The sequence below is a fragment of the Akkermansiaceae bacterium genome, assembly GCA_024233115.1.
In the GTDB taxonomy this organism is placed as follows: Bacteria; Verrucomicrobiota; Verrucomicrobiia; order Verrucomicrobiales; family Akkermansiaceae; genus Oceaniferula.
Map to the genome: position 1 here is coordinate 89,837 of JACKQB010000002.1, position 14,589 is coordinate 104,425.

Sequence of the window (14,589 nt, forward strand, 5' to 3'; positions counted from 1 at the left end):
ACCTACCCACAATGAAAAAAATAAACTCACTACTCATACTTGCTTGCTCTCTCACTATCGGTCTCGCGAATGCGGAGGATAATGTATTATCCGACACCGAAAAAAAGGAGGGCTGGATCAACTTGTTTAACGGCAAGGATTTCACCGGATGGCAAATCGACAAGTGGAACCCCGGTAGCATCACCATCAAAGACGGAGCCATCAGGTGCCAGGGCAAGCCGACCATGCTCTACCACACCGGCAAAGCCAAGGATGCCAAGAACTTCCATTTCATCGCGGACGTCATGACCAGGCCCGGATCCAACGGCGGCATTTTCTTTCATACCCAATATCAGGACAAGGGCTGGCCTGTCGGGCACGAAGCCCAGATCAACCAGACCCAGGGTGACCCTGTCAAAACCGGCAGCATCTATATCGTCAAAAAAAACCTCAAAGCTCCCGCCAAAGACAACGAGTGGTTCCGCTACGAGATCATTGTGAAGGACCTCACCGTAACCACCAAGGTGAACGGAAAAGTGGTGGTCACCTATGTCGAGGAACCCGGTGTCAAAGACCGCCGCAGACTCTCCCAAGGCACCTTTGGTATTCAAGCTCATGACCCCGGGAGTGTTGTTTTTACGAAGAATATCAAAGTGAAACTGTTGCCGTAATCCAGCCATCGACGACTTCAAACCATCCACTTCAAACTGAAACAATGCGTCCCCTCAAAGACGGTATCCGGTCCCTTGTCAAAATCGATTTTTACGGCAATGTCCACAAGTACTTCCGCGGCACCGACAAGGAAGAGCGATTCGCCAACGAGATCCGTATCCTCAAAGCCCTCGAGGAACGTGGCTGCGAAAATGTCCCCCGCTACATCGATTCGGATGCCAGCGAGCTGCACCTCGTCACCACCAACTGCGGCTCCCCGGCCCCTGACATTTCCCAGAAGAAAACCGCCAAGCTCTTCAAAGAGCTCGAGGAAAAATTCGGCGTGCGCCACGACGACCCGTTTTCCCGCAACATCACCTACGACAGCAAGGAAGGCCGGTTCTGTGTCATTGACTTCGAGCTGGCTACCCTGCTGGATGATCCCAGGACAACCGATTCCCACTAGTGAGCGATTCCCCTAACCCATTTCTGCCGGGTGCGCCCAAAATAACCGCAGGACACGAGGCGGCTGCCATTACCTGGTCGGCCGACTCCGTTTCGGGTACCAAAAAACGCATCAACGACGATGCCTGGCTCGCTTTTGCATCGGATATCAACGGAGCGTCGCTTTTGGGCAAGGACGGTCGCCACTCATTGGAAAAACAAGACCTTATCTTTGCCGTTTCCGATGGTATGGGGGGAGGCAATGCCGGAGACGTCGCATCCCGCCTCATGCTGGAACAGCTAAGCTCCATGATCCCGCGCACTTTTAAAACGGCGGCAGCGGGTCTGCGACCGGGTTATTTCACCCATCTGCAACAGGCCATCCAGGCCGTGCACCTTGCGATCAATGCCCAGGCGGCGGGAGACGAAAGTAAAAAAGGCATGGCCGCCACCCTGGCCCTGGCCTGGTTCACCCCGGAAAACCTCTACCTATGCAACGTTGGCGACAGCAGGATCTATCTCCACCGGAAAAATCCCGATGGAGAGTCAGAAACCCGGCAACTCACCCAGGACCATACTTTTGCCTGGAACCAATTACAACGTGGTGAGCTCAACGAGCGCGCCTACCGTACCCACCCACGCAGGTCGGCCCTCTACGAAGTCGTCGGTGGAGGACACCGCACGGTCAACCCATACATTCTCGCCTTCCCCTATCTGTCAGGGGATCGTTTTTTAATCTGCAGCGACGGCCTGATCGACGGACTATGGGAGAAACACATTCACAGCGCATTTTTGAAAAACCCAGACTCGACAAGGTCACTCGCAGAGTCTCTGATGGCGCGCGCCATCAGTAATGATGGCAGGGACGATACAACCCTGATTGCGCTGGAGGTCCATGATATGGTATAGAATGGAAAATAATATCCTTTTTACCAAACCTGGCACGGTAACTGCTATCAAACGAATCGAAATTGCTTCGTCGCGGCACAACACAGCGACAACCACAGACAAAAACCATTAGAAAAAAGACATTATGGCTAAATACAGACTCGATTACATCTGGCTTGACGGCTACACGCCCGTTCAGAACCTCCGCACCAAGTGCATGATGAAGAACTTTGATGAGTTCCCCACCCTCGAACAACTCCCGGACTGGGGTTTTGATGGCTCATCCACCCGTCAGGCAGAAGGCGGCAGCTCCGACCTCGTGCTCAAGCCCGTAGCTCTTTACCCAGACGGCACCCGTGAAAACGGGGTCCTTGTCATGTGTGAAGTATTGCTCCCTGACGGCACCCCCCACCCATCCAACGGCCGGGCCAACATCCCGGACGATGAAGACACATGGTTTGGCTTCGAGCAGGAGTATTTCCTCATGCAAAAAGGTGTTCCACTCGGCTTCCCGAAAGGTGGCTACCCGAACCCACAAGGTGAATACTACTGCGGGGTCGGATTTGGCAACGTCGGTGGAATCGCCCGCGAGATCACTGACACCCACCTTGAGCTTTGCCTCTACGCCGGAATCAACCACGAAGGAATCAACGCCGAGGTCGCCAAGGGCCAGTGGGAATTCCAAATCTTCGGCAAAGGCTCGAAGAAAGCCGCTGACGAGATGTGGGTGGCACGCTTCCTCTTGCTCCGTCTTTGTGAAGAATTTGAAGTGGACGTTGAATGGCACTGCAAACCAATCACGGGCGACTGGAATGGCTCCGGCATGCACGCTAACTTCTCCACCAAGTACCTCCGCGAGGTCGGTGGTAAGGATTACTTCCTGAAGCTCATGGATGCCTTCGAAGAGTTCTGCGAGGAGCACATCGCCGTTTACGGCCCCGACAACGACAAGCGCCTTACCGGCCTTCACGAGACCCAGTCGATTGACAAGTTCTCATGGGGTGTTGCTGACCGGGGAGCCTCCATCCGTGTGCCCCATAGCTTCGTCAAAAACGATGCCTACAAAGGCTACCTTGAGGACCGCCGCCCCAACTCCCAGGGCGACCCCTACAAGATTGCCGGCCGGATCATCCAGACCATCAACACGGTCAAAATCTGATCCGCCATCACATCATTCTTTCAACCGGTCGTGGTGTCTTGCCACGACCGGTTTTTTTAAATGTAGATATACAGGAGGACATGAGCAGCGGATGACGCACGGTCATACGGGTGGGTATCTTGACTTTGCCCACCATTCCATGTTATCCACGGACGCTATGAAAACTTTACGTTCCGTCTGTGCGGCCACATTGGCCCTTATGACACCCATATTGTCGCAGTCCATCGAAGATAAAATCGGAGCTCCAAACGACGACAGCATCCGGGCCAAGGTAGGTAATCAACCCATCGACATCAGTCACTCAATTTACACGGGAAGCTATGGCAAAACCGAGGGTGTCTACGTCCTTCAATGGTTTCACGGAACCAAAGTCCGGGGGGCATTTTTTGACAGCTATCATACAGGGGAAATCAGGTTGTATGGCGACAACTCGAAACCGGGCCGGATCATCATGGAAGCGTGGAAGCAAAACCAACACAACGGCACCGGACTCATCACCAAAGGCGATGGGACAGGGCAGCTGTCCTGGACCGGCACGATCCACTTCACCGAACTTGTCGACTACCCCGTTAGAATGACAAAATTCGTGCCTAACGGACCGGAGACACTGACAAGTTCATCAACCTACTTTGGTAAACTTGGCAATGCTTCTATCAAGGTAACACTGAACTGGTATACCAACGGAAGGGTTCGCGGCCTCTACACCAATCTTAATAATAACAAATCCTACCAACTGACCGGCTACAACTACGCCGACGGGCGGCTTTACCTCGACGAGTGGGATACGAGCCTTGGAGACGTTGAAGGTGGTGCGGTCTCTGCCCGGGTCTGCTTACGCAAGGTAACGGTGAATGGTCGCATCCAGTGGCAGGGACGCATGTTCAACATGGATCAACGTAACTTTGCCATGAGCTTTGTCCGCACAGGTTCCGCAGACACGGGCAATGATAGCAATGGTCTTGAGCAGAAGCTTAGATAACCCCCCGCCTTGTTTTCCTCTACTTCCCTGGAATCGGGGTCAGTACTGCCTTCCTGAATTCAATAGGCGCACCTTCGCTCTGAAGACAAATGCGACCCTGCTGGGCTGTACATCCGTATCCGTAATTGACCAGCTCACCATTGACAAACACCGTGACTTCGCCCCCCCGGCAAACTGTGCGCATGTGATTCCACTCACCGTGGGCTTTTTCCGAGTCATCGGTCAGGTTCTGGAGCCTGCGTCCTTGATGACGTGTATCCATGTCAGTTACGGTAATCCCGTATCCCAAGGTGTAGAAGTCCCCCGCCTGTCCAGTCATGAGCTGGGCCTCCAGACACTTCGGCCAGTGACCCACTTCCTGGGAGCCTGCCACGGCGTGTAGCAATAAACCGCTGTTGCCGGCCCGTTGACCGGGCACCCAGCGCCACTCAAGGTCGATTTGGTAATCGCGGTAATCATTTTTTGTCATCAGATAACCTGCTGGATTGCCGGTGCATTTCAACACTCCGTCGACAACGCTCCAGGTCTTGTCCGCCGGAGTGTCTCCGTTCAGGAAATGATCCCAGTTCTTGATATCCGCACCATTAAACAGTTGCACGGGATTGAGTTCACGCAGTTTGATATGACGGAATGAAACCGCGTCACCATGGTCCTGCAAGCCAATGTGTCCCTTGTTGTGACGGCCAAAATACGGCCACTTGCTGAATTTGCTGTTAGCTACCCGGTTCTTGAAGTCGTCACCCTCGGTCTTGAAGTCAGCGGTTTTAATCCCATTGAGATAAAAACGGTAATGATCGCCCTGCTTGACGATGTGCACCTTGTTCCACTGCCCAACCTCCTTGACGGCATCTGCCGGTGGTTTGTAGAGGCCATAACAACCGCCCGATCTGTGTTTTTCGTGTACTCCGTCAGGGTGCTTCTTGTCGTCGAGAATCTGCATTTCGATACCTGTGTGGTAGATGGGGCCGGATGTTTCCTGTGCTGCCAGGAATATGCCACTGTTTCCCTTCTCTGAAATCTTCCACTCAAGGCTCAGCTCGTAGTCCTCATACTGTTTTTCCGTGATCAAGTCACCTCCTCCTTGGGTGTGGTGCATAACGCCATCGACCACTTTCCAACCTTTGCCAACCCCCTTTTGTTGATAGCTGCGCCAACCTGCAAAGCTTTTACCGTCGAATAATACCTTCCATCCCTGGGCTTTTTCCACATCGGTCAGCTCCACGGCTGAAACAGACATCATCGTGCCAAGTATGAAAAGCACACTCAGGCTATGGGTCGCATTTTTAGTTTTCATACACCTACTACGGCAAATCCATACTGCTTTTACCAGAAAAATTTCAGGTATGGCGTGTCTCCAATAGATTACAAAATGCATCTAGTGTCCGATCGTGGTACAAGGGGCAGACGACTCGAAAAGCCGGGAGCTACTTGCTGGTTCGCAAGCCAATTTTAGAAAGGTCGATGGGGACAATGCCCATTTTCAATGCGGGCGAGCCTGGAGCGAAACGGAAGTCGCCGTTTTCCGGATCGACAAAGAGCGGATCGACCGAACGGCTGTGGGCGTCCACTCCGTCGTCTTGTTGTTTTTTCAACATCGCCTTACCCGCTTCAGGATTCGCAGCGCAGAAATAGATGTTGTAATCGGTGTCGGCATCCTTGGAGAATGCTAGTTGCCTGCCTCGACGATCCTCGGTTTTCCTTCCTTTTCCGGGTGCCAGTTCATCGATAAACACACATTCTTTTTGGGAAGCGTAAAGGATGTTGCGCCTGATCGTCGCCCCTTTCATCGGACCTTCCCGCACCGCCAGGTAGTAGCCGCGTGGTGGCGCGATGATATCGGCGACGATGTTGTTCTCACAGCGCGTATTCAACTTCAGCATGATCCCCTGGGAGGTGCATTTGTAGATCAGGTTTTCGGCAATGAGTGTGTCCTTCTGCCCACCGTCCGTCCGGATCGCGCACTGCATGATCATCGGCGCGACCAGATGGTGTACGTAGTTGCGCCGGATGACGTTGCCCGCCCCTGCCCCACGGATGTAGATGGCATTACCATCACCCAGCATTTCCATGGCGTGATGGATCTCGTTGTATTCGATGAGGTTATCATGTGTGTGCAGGTAGGGGCGGACTTGTTCCAGCGTTGGTTTCCTGGCTAGGCCTTTGATTTCATGCCGCCTGAGGGTTCTCCCGAGTTCACGGTTATCGCCTTTGGAGAAAAATTCCGTCATACAACCGGAAACGATCAGGGCGGTGTACGGAGTGTGATGGATGAGATTGTTCGCCACCCGGTTCTCCCCGCTTTGCCAGAGCATGATTCCGGGTGAATGTGAGTAGATCTCGCCGATGTGGTGAATGTGATTGTTATAGACGAGATTGTTGGTGTTGACGTCTTTGGTGCCTGGCCCGTAACCGCAGAGAAGGATACCGGCACCGCCCATGTGTTGGATATGGTTGCCAGAGAGGGTGTTTTTGCTGCCATGCAAATCGACGCGGATGGCGCCGCTGCCGCTGTTAGCGAAGTGACATTGCTCAATCACACAGTGCTCGCTCCCGCGCAAACGCATCAAGGCATTCCCCTTGTCGAGCATATCCCAATCGTGCTGCAAACCGGCGTCCTCCTTGTTGAGAAGATAACGATCACCGTGCATGAAGGTCAGGCCCTTGAAGTGCAGGTTGCGTACCGGTTTGTCCTCTGGTCCCGCCTTGTCGATCTGCCCCTCCACCCGAATAAACTCCTCCAGGCAGGGTGCCAGAACACCTTTCGGTTCGCCATCGTTCCTTGGCCAGAGGTAGAGTTTTTTTTCCTTGGTGTTGAGAACCCACTCGCCGGGCTGGTCGAGTTCCTCTAGGACGTTTTCGACCCAACACGACTCGGTTGTTTTCAAAAAGTGAAGCGGATTCATCGCGTAGGTAGCATTGATGGAGGTGTGCGCTATCTGTTTTTGCTCGTCCACCGCCGCCAGAGGCAGGATGTTCACGATCCAGGCATGGTGTGGACGGACGATAATCTCGACGTCCGTGACATTCGGCCAGCTTTTCAACCGGCCACTTGGAAAATGAAGCCTGTTCCTGCTTCCCCCTGTGAGCGGAATAAACCCTTTTGACCGCGCGCGCGGAAGACGACCTGCCGAGTCGTAGAGTGTAAAAAACCGACCTGTGACATCGGCGACCCAGACTTTTCCTTTCGCCGATGCAGGAAGCCCCGCAGGGACATCGCTTAGCATCGTCCACCCCTTGATCCCCCGTCCCGAACTGAACAGCGGCTTCTCCCCTGGGTAGGCGGCGTAGGTGATCGTGGCATCCTCTTTTCCCGAATCCTCCAGACTGAAAACGACGGTTTTCTCCAGCTGATAGGTGCCACCACGCAGCAAGACAACGATACTACCCGACTTGTTCTCTTTCAATTCCCGAACGGCGTCACGGGCACGTGCTAGAGTTGCAAAGGGCCCGTCGTTCTTCCCTCCGTTGGGTTCGGACAGCTTACCCGACCATTGGTCGGAGCCGTCGGGCGATACATAATAATCCGCTTTGGGCGAAGGTTCCGCCAATACCACTCCTGCCATCAGCAGGAGAAAGAAGGATGTTAGATTCTGCATGTCTGATGTAATGAAAATCCGCGATACCTACGTGCTGCTGATTCGTACGCAGGATGTATACCAGAACGCGGAGGTGATAGGATTCATGGGAAGTGTTTTAGTTAGGGCGATCAGTCACCGACCGGCATTTTTGCGTTTGTCTTTTTGAGCCATTGGCCGAGCTGTTTGCCCAGGCGATCCGCCAGTTCCGGTTTTTGGCTGATCAGGTTGGTTTTTTCCATCGGATCGTCCTTGAGATTGAACAGGGCCGTTGGAGTCACGCCGTGACCTTGATACAACTTCCAATCGCCCGCAAGGATGACACTGCCCATATTGTATTTGACGCCTTTGCGGTTGTGGGGGTAATGCCAATAGAGAGCATCGCGGTCGAGTTGTTTGCCGCCCTTGAACAGCGGCATGAGGTCAAGTCCCTCGAGCTGGGAAATCCCGGCTGTGGAACCACCTGCCGCATGCACAAAGGTGGGGAAAAAATCCATACTGTTGACGGGCACCGCCGTCTGGGTGCCGGGCTTAATCACCTTGGGCCAGGTGACAACCATGGGAACCCTCAAACCACCTTCGAGCAGTGAGCCTTTTTTTTCGGCCAACCATGAAGTAGGTTTGTCGCCGCCGTTATCCGAGTAAAATACAACCAAGGTATTATCCTGTATCCCGGATTTCTCCAATGCATCCAGCACCTTGCCAATCGCATGGTCCATGCATTCGAGCATCGCCAGATAGGCGTCACCGCCATTTTTTTTCACCCGTGCCTTAGGTGCTTTGATTGGCGAGTGCACGGAGTAAAACCAGAGCGACAGGTGAAAGGGGGTATTCTGATTGGCTTGAATGAATGCAACCGCCTCGTCTCCCAAGCGATCTGTTAGATACTCTCCCTTGTTACGGTTTTTGATAGCCCCGTTTCGATACGGATCAAACCAGGACTTCGGCTGGCCATAAGCACAACCAGCGATGTTGCTGTCGAAGCCGTAGTGTTCAGGGTGATACCTGGGGGCAACCATACCGCCTTTACTCTTCATCGAGCCCTCACCTGCCAGGTGCCATTTGCCAATGAAGGCTGTGGCATATCCCTGTTTCTTCAGTTCGCGTGCATAACTGGGAAGTTCCAGCGGGAGTTGATTCAGGGATGCTGCGTCGTTGGGGCCACCGGCAGGAGCCTGATGGCGTTTTCCCGCCATTCCAGGGATGTGGGTAGTCAGACCGATCTGGGCAGGAGACATCCCAGTGATACAAGCGGCACGCGTTGGTGAGCAGACACTAGCCGCAGCGTAAGCCCGGGTAAAAAGCATCCCGTTCCCAGCCATCCGCTCCAGGTTCGGGGTGTTGATTTTCCGACTACTACCATCGAAGTCAACCCACCCCGGCCCTAAATCATCGGCCATGATGAAAATAATGTTAGGTTTTTCGGCTCCGGTGGTCGCTCCAGTGAGGTTCAGTATAACCAGACCTATAGCCAGTGTGTGTGTAAGTAATTTTTTCATCATTCCATATTCATTATTAACGTCCAATGCTCAATGTTGCTCCGCGATGGAGCGACAAGCTATAGTGGTCGATTTCATAGGCCATGTAAAGCGGTCGGGTGTATCATCGGGCTTTTGGTGGATAAGCATTCGTAATTCTTATTTCGCCTGCCCCATAAACTCAGCCTCTGTCATCCAGGAAAGCTCCCTCCAGTAGCCGGTGTCGTTGGCTTGACGGGCACCGGGGGTTGTTCTTCCCTGCACCACGATCGACGTGGCTAGCTTTTGGAGTTGCTGCACTTTTTCAGGATGCCCATTGGCGAGGTTATTTGTTTCGGCGGGGTCGGCCGCAAGGTTATACAACTCCGCTTTGTGTTTTTTGTTAGGCAGGATGAGTTTCCAATCCCCCCCGGTGATGGCGTAACGTCCGTCACCGGATTCGTTGCTCCGGGTGATGATCGGCAGGCGTTGGTGCCCGGATTCAGGATTGGTCAAAACCGAGGCAAAACTCTGGCTGTCCTCGCCTGCGGTATCAGGTAGTTTTTTACCGAGGATTTCTGCGAAGGTGGCCAGCAAATCGGTCTGTCCAACAACGCCATTCCATTGACGACCGGACTGGGCGATACCAGCAGGCCAGCGGACCATAAACGGCACCCGGTGCCCGCCCTCATAGACAGAGCGTTTGCCCATGCGGTAGCCACCGCGGCTATCGTGTCCGGTTTCCTCCAAGCGTGACGACCAGGATTTCTCGGGGCCATTGTCGCTACTGTAGATAACCATAGTATTCTGATCGAGTCCTTGAGCTTTAAGGAATTTCAAAATACGTCCGACGTGATAATCCGTCTCGATGACAAACTCACCGTAGGCCCCCGCCCCCCCTTGGCCGTGGAATTCGGGCAATGGACAAACCGGATAATGCGGTGAGGTATACGGCAGGTAGAGGAAAAACGGTTTCCCCGCCTTGGCGTCAGCGGTTTTCCCCGTGAGCCACTCGATCGCCTTGTCGGTGAAACGTGTCAGGCATTGGTTGTCGATAAAATCCGGAGCGACCTCAAGACCGCGCTTACCACCGTCATTGTAGGGCGGCATAATCCGGTAGTCGAGGTAGCGCGGGTTTTTCTTCTTCTTGGTATAGAGCGTTGGCGGCACCTTGGCGTAGCGCCCTTCAAACCAAGCCAGCACGCCGAAGTTGAGGGAGGCAGGCACCCCGAAATAATAGTCGAACCCCTTATCAAGAGGCATGTCCTTGGTCGGTTTCGACCAGTCACGGTCCTGCCGAGTTCCTGGAAAATCCATACCGAGATGCCACTTGCCCACCATGGCCGTGTGGTAGCCGTTTTCTTTGAGCAGCGACGCCAGCGTCATCCGTCCATCCGCGATCATACACTTTCCCTCGGATTGCATCACACCGGACTTGCGCACTGTGCGCCAAGGATAGCGACCGGTGAGCAAGCCATATCTGGATGGAGTGCACACCGAGTCCGCACTATGGCCATTGGTAAATGCGATTCCTTCGTTGACTAACATATCCAGATTGGGAGTCTTGAACTTTGCCTCCGGATTGAGAGCACTCACATCACCATAGCCCTGATCATCGGTATAGATGACGATGATGTTAGGCTTTGCCGCGGCGGCGAATACCGTGGGAGTGATCACAAAATAGAGCCCGAGGATGAGTTGAGTGCAGAGATTCGGAATTTTCATAATTGTCACAATGGTTCAAGGATAGTGTGGTGTTGCCAGTGGCTGCCGACTTATAGACCGATTTTGTTGTTTACGGGATGTCTTTGTCTGTTTGTCATTTCAGATGGTCGACAAAAAACCGGGCGGATGCCGCAACGATTTCATGGCGTGAAGGACTGATATCAGCATCGACCTTACGCCAGTTATGCCCTGCGTTCCTGACAATGAGAGTTTTTACCGGAGCACCCGACTCCTTGGCTTTTTCCGCCATGTGGTAGGCATGTTTCACAGGAATGGTGGTGTCTTTATCGCCTTGGATCAAGAGAAGTGGAGGGCTGTTCTTGTTGAGATAGTTGATCGGACTCATTTCCCGATAGAGCCGTAATTTTTCCCCAGCTGTAACGCCTGTATCGACGATACGAGGGCCAAAGCGGTCTTTGAAACCGGGTCGATCGTCGTGATTGAACAAGTCCGTTTTCTCAAAGTCGCACGGACCATACCATGAAAGACCGGCTGTGACGTTGTAGTCGACGTCTGCCAGATCCTTGTCGCCAGCCAGGGCTTTGGCCGGTGCCAGGGCCAGCATCTGCGCAATATGCCCGCCAGCGGAATCGCCAAAGACAAAGAGCTTCCCAGGATCAATACCGAGAGACCTGCTGTTTTTGACCAGGTATCTGATGGCGTCCTTTGAGTCGATCACGCAGTCGCGCATCCTGACAGTGCCTTCCTTACTGTATAATCGATAGTCCACTGAGACGATGCAGAAGCCTTTATTGACCAGGATTTTGAAAAGCGGAGCAAAACCACCGCTGGCGGCACCGAACCGACTTCCCGCCGCCCAGCCTCCGCCGTGGGTGTAAACGATCACCGGGCATGGGCGACCGGCCTTTGCATCGGGGTAATACAGATCGAATTCCAGCTGACGTTTGCCGACGGTTTTATAGACCACACCGAGTTTTCTAGGGTAACCGGTTTCCAGTGCTTTTCTCGGTTTATTCGGCTTCTTCGCCTTTTCCGCCTGCGCGTCAATGGGAATCAGGCATAGTAGTAGTGCCAACAGGGTGCAAATATGTATTTTCATGTTGTGATAATGTGAGGTCACGGTGGTACCCGGGGAATGGATGAAACTGCGCTATGGCTTGAAGTGATCGGTTCTAAACGGATAGGCAGGAAGCCCGCTGCCATTAACGAGATTGACCTTCGGCATACCAGCGAAAGCGTAGCGAACGTAAAGGGGTTTTGCCACTTCAGGTGAATGCAGCACGACACTCTGTCCCGCTATCTTTGTTTGTGCGCGCACCCACTTTTGGGAATTGTCTGCAATCCAGAACGCGGTCGGGGCTTTCCCATCCTTGGTTCTCAGACCGTCGGCATGATCGAAATTAACTGTTAGATGATGTCCTTTCGACTCGACATTTCTAACCACCGGCCCCTGTGCGACAATCTGCATGCCCAGGGTATCGCGTGCTGCCAACAGAGCAAGACGTTGCCCCACCGGAAGTTTATCTTTCGGGTGTACGTTCTTGAGATCACCCAGATCAATCGTATTTGCGACACTGACCCCTTTCAACCCCAAGGCCTTCAACTGGGATTCACGCATCCAGGCCCACGAGTGAGCGGTCGGGCTATCCGGTGCCTTATCCGGTCCTGTCTTCAAGCACTGACCGTAACCAGGCAACATGGTGACGAGAAAATGAAATTCCTCGCTCCCCCATTGTTTCCTGTAGCGCTGCATCCATTGTTTTAAAACATCGCCATAGATCAGCATCCCTGAGTTGCGTGAGAACCATGGGGTTTTAACCATGCCATACATTGACTGGGTATTGCGTTCGCCCTGGTACCACACCAAGCCACGGCATGCATACGGAGCCAGCGGATGCATCATCGCGTTGTAGAGGATATTCGACTGCCGCCGCAGGAAAACATCCTCCTGCTGGCTCCACCCCTTGGGCTTGTTCAGAGCTGCCTTGATTTGATTCCGGGCTTCCGTATTGGCGTCAAACTCATCCATCATGGTCCTGAAGTGCGGAACGCTGTCCACCATATCGCGTGGCATCCATGCTTCTAGTGATGAGCTTCCCCAACACGATAAAATAATACCAACCGGCACGTCAGCAGCAGCTTGCAACGAGTGGGCAAAGGCAAACGCCACCGCACTATCCGGGTAGCGGTCGACCCACCCACCTTCACAGTAGGCCTGTTCGGTAAATGCCACCGTGCGTTTAACGGCGAAACTGCGGATGTTTTTTGACCTGGGAATCAGAGCCTTCACTTCTGGTGCAGCGTTGACACCATACTGCATATTTGACTGCCCCGAGCAAATCCATACCTCACCGACAAGCACGTCATTCAATTTCAGCTCTTCGACCTTTGACTGATACTCGCAAGATATGGTGAACGTCCTCGCTTGATAACTGCCGGACAAAGGATCAAGCTTGAGCATCCATTTTCCGTCGGGAGTCGCGGTCGTGCCTTTTTTCTGACCGGCAAAAACCACCGTCACCTTCGCGCCCGGATCAGCCTCACCCCAAACCGGCACCGGCACGTCCCGTTGCAGCACCATGTGATCCTGGAACAGCGAAGCAGGTCGCAGCCCGGCATTTGATTGACTGGCTGTGCATGCGAGCAAGACAGCGCCAAGATACAGGAGGTCAGTCAGCTTCATGGATTGAAATTAAACAGGGCCAGCCACAAGTCAATGGAACCTATTGTTGTGGCTCCCCGTCCCAGCCATTGATCTTGAGGATATAGCCGGCTGTGGAATCCTTATCGTGGCAGGCGAGGAACAGGTAGTCGGGTTTGCCATCCTTCCAGAGAATACTTGGGCGCTCGGTGCGGGCGAGCTCGTGACCGTAATAGACGTTGTTGGTCTGGTAGCCGACTTTGGGAATGCCCCAGTCGATTCCATCTTTCGATTGGTAGATCAGACCGGGGCGGAAGCCGCCGTTCTTTTCCTTGGCCGCGCGAGTGCCTTCCAACATACCTTTGACGTTCTGGCGATCCTCCACGATCATGTAATACATACCTTGATAGAAGAATGCGTAAGGATCTTCGATATCCATACCCTTATCCGCATAGGTAATAACCGGACTCTCCTTGGAGACCTGGTAGGGGCCTTCGATGTTGTCACTGGTGGCCAGTGATATCTCCCGAAGGACCAGACCCTTATTCTTTGTCATCGTCTTGTGATAGATCCGGAATTGGCCATCGGGGGCGGCGACGAAGCTGGGGTTGGACGCGTGATCGCCGTTTTGATCGCTTGCTTTGAGCACCGGGTTGTGGGGGCTTTCTTTCCAGGGCCCATTGAGTGATTTGGCGGTGGCGATGCCAACCTCTTGCTTGGAGCCATTCTCATCGCTGTGTCGGTTCAGCAGAAAGACCAAAACGTAAGTATCCCCCACCTTGGAAATCTGCGGATTGTGATAGCTGGCTTTGTCACTGACAAACACATCACCTAACAATTTGTATGGTCCTTCCGGCTTATCGGCGACCCAGTGGGCAATTTTGCTATTCTTAATCCAGCTTCCTCCTTTCAGGGGGATAATCGAGTTAAAGACATGCACCTTGCCGGCATCGTCATAAATGGGTGCCATACCCCATGTCCAAGAGCCTTCCGGAGATGGTAGAATAAACGGACCGGGGACCAGCGACTTCACAAAGGCTGATTGCTCTATGCCGGATGCAGGATGAGATAAAAACCCGAAGGCGATGATCGAGGATAATAGGTAGTTTAATTTCATATCGAGTTGTTGT

Annotated in this window: 12 protein-coding genes; 5 read left to right on the plus strand and 7 right to left on the minus strand. The window is 53.3% G+C overall.

The window, feature by feature from the left end; translation table 11 throughout:
* Positions 1-11: 11 nt before the first annotated feature.
* The 5 genes from H7A51_04550 (at position 12) to H7A51_04570 (ending at position 4,100) form a co-directional block, all read left to right on the plus strand.
* Complete coding sequence (locus tag H7A51_04550; protein MCP5535490.1) at positions 12-650, plus strand: DUF1080 domain-containing protein; 639 nt, start codon at positions 12-14, stop codon at positions 648-650.
* Positions 651-694: 44 nt separating this feature from the next.
* Positions 695-1,096, plus strand: coding sequence for a serine/threonine protein phosphatase (locus tag H7A51_04555; protein ID MCP5535491.1), 402 nt, complete (start codon positions 695-697; stop codon positions 1,094-1,096).
* Positions 1,096-1,983, plus strand: coding sequence for a serine/threonine-protein phosphatase (locus H7A51_04560; protein ID MCP5535492.1), 888 nt, complete (start codon positions 1,096-1,098; stop codon positions 1,981-1,983). Before H7A51_04555 ends, H7A51_04560 begins: the two co-directional genes overlap by 1 nt.
* A 124-nt stretch (positions 1,984-2,107) precedes the next feature.
* Entirely contained in the window at positions 2,108-3,121 is a 1,014-nt protein-coding gene (locus H7A51_04565) for a glutamine synthetase beta-grasp domain-containing protein (protein MCP5535493.1), read from the plus strand.
* A 157-nt stretch (positions 3,122-3,278) separates the two neighbouring features.
* Positions 3,279-4,100 carry a hypothetical protein gene (locus H7A51_04570; protein MCP5535494.1) on the plus strand — a complete coding sequence of 274 codons (822 nt, stop codon included), beginning with the start codon at positions 3,279-3,281 and terminating at the stop codon, positions 4,098-4,100.
* Between the two features lie 19 nt (positions 4,101-4,119).
* On the opposite strand, the gene H7A51_04575 is transcribed toward H7A51_04570, so the two are convergent.
* The 7 genes from H7A51_04575 to H7A51_04605 all read right to left on the minus strand — a co-directional run bounded on the left by H7A51_04575 (position 4,120) and on the right by H7A51_04605 (position 14,576).
* Entirely contained in the window at positions 4,120-5,394 is a 1,275-nt protein-coding gene (locus H7A51_04575; protein ID MCP5535495.1) for a DUF1080 domain-containing protein, read from the minus strand.
* A 130-nt stretch (positions 5,395-5,524) separates the two neighbouring features.
* Positions 5,525-7,696, minus strand: coding sequence for a right-handed parallel beta-helix repeat-containing protein (locus H7A51_04580; protein MCP5535496.1), 2,172 nt, complete (start codon positions 7,694-7,696; stop codon positions 5,525-5,527).
* 110 nt (positions 7,697-7,806) lie between these two features.
* Positions 7,807-9,075, minus strand: a complete 1,269-nt coding sequence (locus H7A51_04585) for a sulfatase (GenBank protein MCP5535497.1) — start codon at positions 9,073-9,075, stop codon at positions 7,807-7,809.
* Positions 9,076-9,312: 237 nt separating this feature from the next.
* Positions 9,313-10,857 carry an arylsulfatase gene (locus H7A51_04590; GenBank protein MCP5535498.1) on the minus strand — a complete coding sequence of 515 codons (1,545 nt, stop codon included), beginning with the start codon at positions 10,855-10,857 and terminating at the stop codon, positions 9,313-9,315.
* 94 nt (positions 10,858-10,951) lie between these two features.
* Positions 10,952-11,917 (minus strand): alpha/beta hydrolase, encoded by a 966-nt coding sequence (locus H7A51_04595; GenBank protein MCP5535499.1) that lies wholly within the window; start codon positions 11,915-11,917, stop codon positions 10,952-10,954.
* Between the two features lie 51 nt (positions 11,918-11,968).
* Complete coding sequence (locus H7A51_04600) at positions 11,969-13,501, minus strand: sialate O-acetylesterase (protein ID MCP5535500.1); 1,533 nt, start codon at positions 13,499-13,501, stop codon at positions 11,969-11,971.
* 40 nt (positions 13,502-13,541) lie between these two features.
* Positions 13,542-14,576: a hypothetical protein gene (locus H7A51_04605; GenBank protein MCP5535501.1), complete on the minus strand. Its 1,035-nt coding sequence runs from the start codon at positions 14,574-14,576 to the stop codon at positions 13,542-13,544.
* Positions 14,577-14,589: the final 13 nt, after the last annotated feature.

Bases quoted from the DNA above. Each gene is read 5' to 3' on its own strand.
- H7A51_04605 (MCP5535501.1), bottom strand. From the start codon at position 14,576: ATGAAATTAAACTACCTATTATCCTCGATCATCGCCTTCGGGTTTTTA.
- H7A51_04580 (MCP5535496.1), bottom strand. From the start codon at position 7,696: ATGCAGAATCTAACATCCTTCTTTCTCCTGCTGATGGCAGGAGTGGTA.
- H7A51_04585 (MCP5535497.1), bottom strand. From the start codon at position 9,075: ATGGCCGATGATTTAGGGCCGGGGTGGGTTGACTTCGATGGTAGTAGT.
- H7A51_04600 (MCP5535500.1), bottom strand. From the start codon at position 13,501: ATGAAGCTGACTGACCTCCTGTATCTTGGCGCTGTCTTGCTCGCATGC.
- H7A51_04575 (MCP5535495.1), bottom strand. From the start codon at position 5,394: ATGAAAACTAAAAATGCGACCCATAGCCTGAGTGTGCTTTTCATACTT.
- H7A51_04555 (MCP5535491.1), top strand. From the start codon at position 695: ATGCGTCCCCTCAAAGACGGTATCCGGTCCCTTGTCAAAATCGATTTT.
- H7A51_04595 (MCP5535499.1), bottom strand. From the start codon at position 11,917: ATGAAAATACATATTTGCACCCTGTTGGCACTACTACTATGCCTGATT.
- H7A51_04565 (MCP5535493.1), top strand. From the start codon at position 2,108: ATGGCTAAATACAGACTCGATTACATCTGGCTTGACGGCTACACGCCC.
- H7A51_04590 (MCP5535498.1), bottom strand. From the start codon at position 10,857: ATGAAAATTCCGAATCTCTGCACTCAACTCATCCTCGGGCTCTATTTT.
- H7A51_04570 (MCP5535494.1), top strand. From the start codon at position 3,279: ATGAAAACTTTACGTTCCGTCTGTGCGGCCACATTGGCCCTTATGACA.
- H7A51_04550 (MCP5535490.1), top strand. From the start codon at position 12: ATGAAAAAAATAAACTCACTACTCATACTTGCTTGCTCTCTCACTATC.